Below are 8,347 nucleotides of genomic sequence, written 5' to 3'. Positions count from 1 at the left end.
CGCTCAATTGTAAGCGATTCGTCAGGAAACGGCTGATGCCCTCGCATGCAACCGAAAATCCGATCAGCGGTGCGCAGTGGCGAGCTTGAGTCCGAGCCCGACGAAGGCGCTGCCGACCACGCGGTCGAGCCATTTCTTGACGACGGGCTTGCCGCCGAGACCGCGCGTGATGCTGCTGGCGACCCAGACGAGGAACACGCACCAGACCACGCTCATCGCGACGAATACGCCGCCGAGCGTCAGAAAAGCCAGCGCTTTATGTTGGGTGTCGCTGGAGACGAACTGCGGAAAGAACGAGACGAAGAACAGCACGACCTTCGGATTGAGGACGTTGGTCCAGAAGCCTTGCAGATACAGCTGCTTGAGGGGGCGGGCGGTTTTCACCGCGTCCTGGGCCGATTCGCTCTGCGCGGCCTGCGCTTTGGCCGGCGATGCGAACGCAAGCCGCACGCCCAGATAAATCAGGTAGAGGGCACCGGCGAACTTAATGACGGTGAACGCCGTGGCGGATGCGGCCAGCAAGGCCGTCAAACCGAACGCGCAGGCGATCGAATGCACGCAGCAGCCCGTGCAGATCCCGAGCGCCGACATCAACCCGGCACCGCGGCCTTGCGCGACACTGCGCCCGATGATGTAGGCGGTGTCGGGGCCCGGCGTCACGTTCAGCAGCAAGACCGCGACAACAAAAAACGGGAAATGGACGATGCCGAACATGCTCGAGTTCTCCTCGGTTCCTCGGTTAGCGACGAGATACTGATTTGCCGTGATGATCGCACCACGGCGCTTGCCTGAGCACGGCCGCCCCCGGAAGACAGCGGCCGCCCTCGCTCGAGCGGCGGTTTCAGGCGGTTTCTCAGGCGGGTGTCACGCAGCTTCGGCCATCCGCAGCCGTTGACCGGCTTCGAGTGTCGTGCCGGCCAGAAATTCGCGTACGGGCAAGCGCTTGCCGCCCGGCTTTTGCAGTTGCGTGAGCCGGAGCAGGCCCTGTCCGCACGCAACGACGACCCCTTCAGCCGACACGGAAACGATCGTTCCCGGCTTGGCTTGAGCGCTCGAGGCCGCCGCATCGACGGCTTGCGCGGCCCAGACTTTCAATGCCGTACCGTCCTCGAGCGTCGCGACGCCCCCCGGAAACGGGTCGAACGCGCGCACTTGCCGCGCCAGCGACGCAGCAGGCGCACGCCAGTCGAGCGCCGCCTCGTGCTTGCCGATCTTCTCGGCGTACGTCATCCCATCGGCGGGCTGCGGCGTCGCCGTCAACGCACCCGTGCGCTCGAGGGTCGTCAGTGCGCGGACGATGAGTTCCGCGCCTTGCGCCGCCAGCTTGTCGTGCAGTGTGGCAGTCGTGTCACTCGGATCGATCTGCGTGCGCGCGACCTCGATCATGGCGCCCGTATCGAGCCCCGCGTCCATCTGCATCAGCGTGATGCCCGATTCCGTATCGCCGGCTTCGAGCGCACGGTGGATCGGCGCGGCCCCGCGCCACCGCGGCAGGAGCGACGCGTGAATGTTGATGCAACCGTGCGGCGGGATATCCAGCACTTCCTGCGGCAAGAGCAAACCGTAGGCGGCGACGACCATGACGTCGTGCGGCGTCGCGCGCAGCCGGTCGACGGCCGCCGCTGCCTCGCCCGGAAATTTGCCGGCGCGGCGCAGCGAAGGCGGCTGCGCCACCTCGAGCCCGTGCTCGAGCGCATAGCGCTTGACGGCGCTGGCCTGCAGCTTCATGCCGCGCCCGGCGGGGCGATCGGGCTGCGTCAGGACGAGCGGCACCGGAAAGCCGGCTTCGTGAATGGCCGCGAGCGCCACGGCGGCGAACTCGGGCGTCCCGGCGAAAACGACGCGCAGCGTATGGGTCATAAGTCGGACGAAAACGGCGGATTAGGGATGCGCGTCACATCGCGTGCGCGAGCTTCTTCATCTTCGTCTTGATCCGCGTCTGCTTGAGCGGCGACAGATATTCGACGAAAACCCGGCCCATCAAATGATCCATCTCGTGCTGGATGCAAACCGCCAGCAGGCCTTCGCAATCGAGTTCGAACGTCTCGCCCTTTTCATTGAGCGCACGGACGCGCACGCGTTCGGCCCGTTCGACCTCGTCGTAAACGCCGGGCACCGACAAGCACCCTTCTTCGTTGATCCGGCGTTCGTCGCTCGACCACAAGATCTCGGGGTTGATGAACGCGCGCAACTGGTCGTGCGTTTCCGATACGTCGATCACGATCACGCGCTCGTGCACGTCGACCTGCGTCGCGGCCAAGCCCACGCCCGGCGCGGCATACATCGTCTCGGCCATGTCGGCGACGAGCTTGCGGATGCGATCGTCCACATTGGCGACCGGTTTGGCGACCTTGTGCAGCCGCTTGTCGGGGAAATTGAGGATGCTCAGTAAAGCCATGGTGTCAAAAGTCGTTACCGCGTTGCGATGCAGCCGGGACCGGCATCGTCGATTCGGGTCATTGCGCGGGATTCGCCAGGCCGTTCGGCCGACTGGCGCGGCCCCGGCCAATGATCGAAGATACGCCGAACCGCGCGCGCCGTCAGCGCGCTTGCTGAATCGATGAGCGCGCGCATCGGCTGCGTGCCCGGGGGATTTCGGATGGTGAAAATTTTATCACGGCGCTCGCGAGTTCGCTGGCGATCGGCCGCAGGCGGGCGTCGATGGGCGCGCGCCTGATGACGCCGGCGAACCTGGCCGCCTGGCTCGCGCTAGCGAGCGTCCGCGCGCTCGCGCCGGCCGCACTGCGCGCCTTGTTGGCGGCGTTCGGGGACGTCCAGACGCTGCTGAGTCAGCCGTTCGGAGCGCTTGCGCGAATAGCGGGCGCGGATGCCGCGCGGGCGGTCTGCGCGGCGGCGCGGGCGGACGTCGGCGATCAACTGGCGCGCACCCTCGCATGGTGCGCGCGGCCCGGGAACGTGCTCCTCGCACTGGATGATCCCGCCTATCCTTCAGCGTTGCTCAACATGCATGATCCGCCGCCGCTGCTTTACGTAAGTGGCCAGCTCGAATGGTTGCATGCGCCGGGCCTCGCGATCGTCGGCAGCCGCAATGCCACTGCGCAGGGCATCGAGGATGCAAGGCGCTTCGCGCGCGAGCTCGCTGGTGCGGGTCTCGTCATCGCCTCGGGCCTTGCGCTCGGGATCGACGCGGCCGCCCATCGCGGTGCGCTGGAGGCAGGCGGCTTCACCGTAGCGGTGGTCGGCACAGGCGCCGATATCGTCTATCCCGCCAAGCACCACGCACTGGCTCACGACATCGCCGCGCACGGCGCGATCGTGTCCGAATGGCCGCTCGGCACGCCGGCCAAGCCCGCCCATTTCCCCCAGCGTAACCGCCTCATCGCCGGGATGACGAAGGGGGTGCTCGTGATTGAAGCGGCGCCGCGCTCGGGATCGCTGATCACCGCCCGGCTCGCCAACGAAATGGGGCGCGACGTGTTCGCGCTCCCCGGATCGATCCATGCGCCGCTTTCGCGCGGGTGCCACCAATTGATCAAGGACGGCGCCATGCTGACTGAAACCCCAGAGGACGTGCTGGACGGGCTCGGCCTGGCACCGAAGCCGGCCGGCCGCGCCCATCAAAACGTGGCCAAACGGCGCACGGAGCAGCCCCAATCCCGCGGCGCGGCGCAGCCCTTACCCGCACAAGCGGAGCCAGGGCCGAATCCAACGCTGCCGCTGTTCGAGTCGCCGCCGGCGCCGCCCTCGCGCGCACTTTCCGTCGGCGCGACGCGCGTGCTCGAGGCGTTGGGCCACGCGCCGGCTGCCCTTGAAATGCTCGCCGCCCGCACCGAGATGGACAGCGCGACGCTGCAAGGGACGTTGCTCGAACTCGAACTGCGCGGGCATGTTGCCGTACTGCCCGGCGGCCGTTACCTGCGCCACGTCCCGGCGTGACACGCACCGGCGGCTGAATCCGGCGTGCTAAAGTCCAACCAAACCGCTACAGGCTAGAAAGAAGGAACGCATCATGCCCGCGCTGAACCTGGACACCGACTCAGACCAGATCGCCGAGCGCGTCAACGATTCGAACACGCTGCTCGTCGCCTGTCTGTGCGCCCAATGGTGCGGCACCTGCCGCGAATACCGGGACACGTTCGATCGGCTTGCCGACGCGCATCCCAACATGTGTTTCGTCTGGATCGACATCGAAACGCATGCGGACCGCTTCGACGATCTCGATGTCGAAAACTTCCCGACACTGCTCATCGAAGATGGCACGACGGCCCGCTTTTTCGGGACGGTCCTGCCGCACGGCGCCATTGCGGAGCGCCTGTTGTCGGACCTGACGGCCTTGCCGGACGCAGTGGGCGCGCCGAAGGTCCGTCCGGCGCTTGCCGCCGTTTGACGAACGTGTGGGCGCCGGCGCGCAATGGCGCCCTTTGGCATAGTCCGTGCACACAGAGCACGCCGGTTCGCCGTCTGCCAAGGCTTGCGCCGCACGCAACTTGGCCCTGCGACCGGTGCCGGCGGGTATCCGCCGGCCCTCGCTTTTTCGCGCAAGCCGGCGCCGGTTGTGCGCCGTGTGCTATAAAGCGGTCGTTGAAGGGAACACAATCCGGGATCCGACCCCGGTCACTACATTAATCCTGTCATGTCCAAAGCACTGATCATTGCGGAGAAGCCCTCGGTCGCGAACGACATCGCGCGCGCACTCGGCGGCTTCACCAAACATGACGAGTACTACGAGAGCGACGAGTACGTCCTCTCCTCGGCGGTCGGCCATCTGCTCGAGATCGCCGCGCCCGAAGAATATGAAGTCAAGCGGGGCAAATGGAGCTTTGCCCATCTACCCGTCATTCCGCCGCACTTCGACCTGAACCCGATCGCCAAGAGCGAATCGCGGCTGAAGGTGCTGACCAAGCTGATCAAGCGCAAGGATGTCGACCGCCTGATCAACGCCTGTGACGCGGGGCGCGAGGGCGAGTTGATCTTCCGTCTGATTGCGCAGCATGCGAACGCCAAGAAGCCGGTGCAACGGCTTTGGTTGCAATCGATGACGCCGGCAGCGATCCGCGACGGGTTCGCGCATCTGCGCAGCGACACCGACATGCAACCGCTCGCCGACGCCGCGCGCTGCCGCTCGGAGGCCGACTGGCTGGTCGGCATCAACGGCACGCGCGCCATGACGGCGTTCAACAGCAAGGGCGGCGGCTTTTTCCTGACGACGGTGGGGCGCGTGCAAACGCCGACGCTCTCGATCGTCGTCGAGCGCGAAGAGAAGATTCGCCGCTTCGAGCCGCGTGACTATTGGGAAGTGCGTGCGGAATTCGTCTGCGCGGGCGGCTTCTACGAAGGCCGCTGGTTCGACCCGAAATTCAAGCGCGACGAGTTCGATCAGGAAAAGCGCGACTCGAGGCTCTGGAGCCTGCCCGCAGCCGAAACCGTGGTGGCGGCATGCCGCGATCACATCGGGACGGTCAGCGAGGAATCGAAGCCTTCGACGCAGCTCTCGCCGCAGCTGTTTGATCTGACGAGCTTGCAGCGGGAGGCGAACGGCCGCTTCGGCTTTTCGGCGAAAAACACGCTGGGGTTGGCTCAGGCGCTATACGAAAAGCACAAGGTGCTGACGTACCCGCGTACCGACGCACGGGCGCTGCCGGAGGACTACATCGCCACCGTCAAGAGCACGCTCGAGATGCTCAAGGAGAGCAACAACTACCTGCCGTTCGCCAAGCAGGCGCTCGACAAGGGTTGGGTCAAACCGAACAAGCGCATCTTCGATAACTCGAAGATCAGCGACCACTTCGCCATCATCCCCACGCTGCAGGCGCCGAAAGCGCTTTCGGAGCCCGAGCAGAAGCTGTACGACCTCGTCGTGAAGCGCTTTTTGGCCGTGTTCTTCCCTGCGGCCGAATATCGCGTGACGACACGCATCACCGAAGTGGCCGGACATCACTTCAAGACCGAAGGCAAGGTGCTCGTCGAGCCCGGCTGGCTGCAGATCTACGGCAAGGAGACGAGCGGCGAGGATGCCAATCTCGTCCCGGTGCAAAAGGACGAGAAGGTCAAGACCGACAAGATCGCCGCACACGGCCTGACGACGAAACCGCCGGCGCGCTACAACGAAGCGACGCTGCTCTCGGCGATGGAAGGCGCGGGCAAGCTCGTCGAGGACGACGAACTGCGCGAGGCCATGGCGGCCAAGGGGCTTGGCACGCCGGCCACGCGGGCTGCGATCATCGAAGGGCTGCTCGGCGAAAAATACCTCGTGCGAGAAGGCCGCGAATTGATCCCCACCGCCAAGGCGTTCCAGTTGATGACGCTGTTGCGCGGGCTGGGCGTGAAGGAACTGACGGCGCCGGAGCTCACGGGCGAATGGGAGTACAAGCTGTCGCAGATGGAGCGCGGCAAGCTTGCGCGGGACGCGTTCATGCAGGAAATCGCGCGCATGACGCAAACGATCGTCAAGCGGGCGAAGGAATACGACTCCGATACGATCCCCGGCGATTACGTCACCCTTGCGACGCCTTGCCCGAACTGCGGCGGGCAAGTGAAAGAGAACTATCGCCGCTTCGCTTGCACGCAATGCGAGTTCTCGATTTCGAAGATTCCGGGCAGCCGGCAATTCGAGACCGAGGAAGTCGAGACGCTGCTTGCGCAGAAGGAAATCGGGCCGCTCTCGGGCTTTCGCAGCAAGATGGGACGGCCGTTCTCGGCCATTCTGAAGCTGACGTTCGACGAAGAAACGAAGAACTACAAGCTCGAGTTCGATTTTGGCCAGGATACCGGCGGCGAGGATGGCGAAGCGCCCGATTTCTCGGCGCAGGAGAGCGTCGGCGCGTGCCCGAAATGCCATGCGCGCGTGTTCGAGCACGGCATGAGTTATGTCTGCGAGAACTCGGTGGCCAATCCGAAGACGTGCGATTTCCGCTCGGGCAAGGTGATCCTGCAGCAGGAGATCGCCCGGGAGCAAATGGCGAAACTGCTCGGCGAAGGCCGCACCGATTTGCTGACAGGCTTCAAATCGTCGCGAACGGGCCGCAACTTCAAGGCGTATCTCGTCAAGCAAAGCGACGGCAAGATCGGCTTCGAATTCGAGAAGAAAGAGCCGAAGGAGCCGTCCGCAAAGACTGCCGCGAAAACGGCGGCGCGCAAGAGCGCCGCTGCCGGCGCGAGCCAGCCTGCCGACGAAGCCGCAACGGCTGCTACGGCGGCGCCAGCCAAGAAGAGCACCGGCAAAACCGCGGCGAAAACAGCCGTCAAGACGGCCGCCAAAACGCCGGCCAAGAAGGCGGCGGCACGAAAGGTCAACGCGTAATCCAAGCGGCCGGGCATTAAAAGCGCATAAAGCGAGCACCCGTGGGTGCTCGCTTTATTTTTTTGCGACGACTGATATTCGGCCCGTCTCGAGCCGCCCGATCCACCGCTTCTCGCCCGATGCGGGCGAACGAGCCTCTACAACGGCGAAGGCGTACTCATCCGTCCGCGCGGCGGCCGCGCCATCTTGCGCAGCGTGCTTTCGCGCCGGCTATCGAAGGCATCGCGTTCGCCTTCGGTTTCGAATACCTCTTCGTCCCCATCGCTCGATTCCACCGGTGACAGCGCCGGCGTCGCCACCTGCGGCGCAGCCTTGAGCCAGAGTTCGCCGAGCGTGCCGTTCGGCGTCTGGCTGAAGTGATCGACGAGGTGGTCGATGAACGTCCGCACCTTCGCCGGCAAGTGCCGCCGGCTCGGATAGCCGATGTTGATTTCCACCTGCGGCAGCCGGTAATCGGCGAGTACGCGCACGAGGTTGCCGCGCGTCGCGTCGCTGCCGATCAAGTAGCTCGGCAAAATAGCGATGCCCATATCGAGCAGGGCGAATTGACGCAGCATTTCCGTATTGTTCGCAACGATGACGTTCGACGGCCGAACACGCACCTCGCCTTCCGGCCCCGTAAAGATCCGCTCGTCGCCCCAATACTCTGTAGGCAGGCTCAGGCAGGCGTGATCGAGCAGTTCCTCGGGACGCGTGGGTGTGCCGTGCTTTTCCAGATAGGCGGGCGTGGCGCAGACAATCATGCAGCCCGTCGTGAGCCGGCGCGTGACGATGCTCGCGCTGCGCACCTTCTGAGCGATGACGATCCCGACGTCGAATCCTTCCTCGACGAGATCGACACTACGATCCACGAGCGTCAGATCCGGCACGACTTTCGGATACCGCTGCGTGTACGTCTGGAGAACCGGCGCGAGGTTATGCAAGCCGAACACGACAGGGGCCACGATCCGCAACGTGCCGACCGGTTCGTGGTTCCTCGCGACGACCATTTGCTCGACGTCCTCGAGCTCATCAAGAATTTGGCGGGCGCGTTCTAGGTAGACCTGGCCCGATTCGGTCAGCGAGAGACTACGCGTAGTGCGGTTG

6 protein-coding genes and 1 pseudogene are annotated in these 8,347 nt (G+C 64.8%); 3 read left to right on the top strand and 4 right to left on the bottom strand.

What is annotated here, in order from left to right:
* Nucleotides 1-63: 63 nt before the first annotated feature.
* The 3 genes from ACTHL0_RS21030 to def all read right to left on the bottom strand — a co-directional run bounded on the left by ACTHL0_RS21030 (nt 64) and on the right by def (nt 2,398).
* Nucleotides 64-714, bottom strand: a complete 651-nt coding sequence (locus tag ACTHL0_RS21030) for a LysE family translocator (RefSeq protein ID WP_440568832.1) — start codon at nt 712-714, stop codon at nt 64-66.
* 150 nt (nt 715-864) lie between these two features.
* The gene (fmt, locus tag ACTHL0_RS21025; RefSeq protein ID WP_440568831.1) at nt 865-1,860 is read right to left on the bottom strand and encodes a methionyl-tRNA formyltransferase; all 996 of its coding nucleotides are present in this window, start codon (nt 1,858-1,860) and stop codon (nt 865-867) included.
* A gap of 34 nt (nt 1,861-1,894) precedes the next feature.
* Nucleotides 1,895-2,398 (bottom strand): peptide deformylase, encoded by a 504-nt coding sequence (def, locus tag ACTHL0_RS21020; protein WP_440568829.1) that lies wholly within the window; start codon nt 2,396-2,398, stop codon nt 1,895-1,897.
* Nucleotides 2,399-2,661: 263 nt separating this feature from the next.
* On the opposite strand from def, the gene dprA reads away from it, so the two are divergent.
* The 3 genes from dprA (at nt 2,662) to ACTHL0_RS21005 (ending at nt 7,261) form a co-directional block, all read left to right on the top strand.
* A complete protein-coding gene (gene dprA / locus ACTHL0_RS21015; protein ID WP_440568827.1) occupies nt 2,662-3,897 on the top strand; it encodes a DNA-processing protein DprA in 1,236 nt (411 codons plus the stop codon).
* Nucleotides 3,898-3,970: 73 nt separating this feature from the next.
* Nucleotides 3,971-4,348 carry a thioredoxin family protein gene (locus ACTHL0_RS21010; protein WP_440568826.1) on the top strand — a complete coding sequence of 126 codons (378 nt, stop codon included), beginning with the start codon at nt 3,971-3,973 and terminating at the stop codon, nt 4,346-4,348.
* A 246-nt stretch (nt 4,349-4,594) separates the two neighbouring features.
* Nucleotides 4,595-7,261 carry a DNA topoisomerase III gene (locus ACTHL0_RS21005; RefSeq protein WP_440568825.1) on the top strand — a complete coding sequence of 889 codons (2,667 nt, stop codon included), beginning with the start codon at nt 4,595-4,597 and terminating at the stop codon, nt 7,259-7,261.
* Nucleotides 7,262-7,578: 317 nt separating this feature from the next.
* Here ACTHL0_RS21005 and ACTHL0_RS21000 read toward each other — a convergent pair.
* Nucleotides 7,579-8,347 (bottom strand): annotated as a pseudogene (locus ACTHL0_RS21000) (LysR substrate-binding domain-containing protein); the annotation flags it as partial.

This window comes from Trinickia sp. (genome assembly GCF_051961175.1).
Lineage (GTDB): Bacteria > Pseudomonadota > Gammaproteobacteria > Burkholderiales > Burkholderiaceae > Trinickia.
This window is presented reverse-complemented; position numbering and strand designations above follow the sequence as displayed.

Coding starts and splice junctions, on each gene's coding strand:
- ACTHL0_RS21030 (WP_440568832.1), bottom strand. CDS start 714: ATGTTCGGCATCGTCCATTTCCCGTTTTTTGTTGTCGCGGTCTTGCTG.
- ACTHL0_RS21010 (WP_440568826.1), top strand. CDS start 3,971: ATGCCCGCGCTGAACCTGGACACCGACTCAGACCAGATCGCCGAGCGC.
- def (WP_440568829.1), bottom strand. CDS start 2,398: ATGGCTTTACTGAGCATCCTCAATTTCCCCGACAAGCGGCTGCACAAG.
- ACTHL0_RS21005 (WP_440568825.1), top strand. CDS start 4,595: ATGTCCAAAGCACTGATCATTGCGGAGAAGCCCTCGGTCGCGAACGAC.
- fmt (WP_440568831.1), bottom strand. CDS start 1,860: ATGACCCATACGCTGCGCGTCGTTTTCGCCGGGACGCCCGAGTTCGCC.
- dprA (WP_440568827.1), top strand. CDS start 2,662: ATGGGCGCGCGCCTGATGACGCCGGCGAACCTGGCCGCCTGGCTCGCG.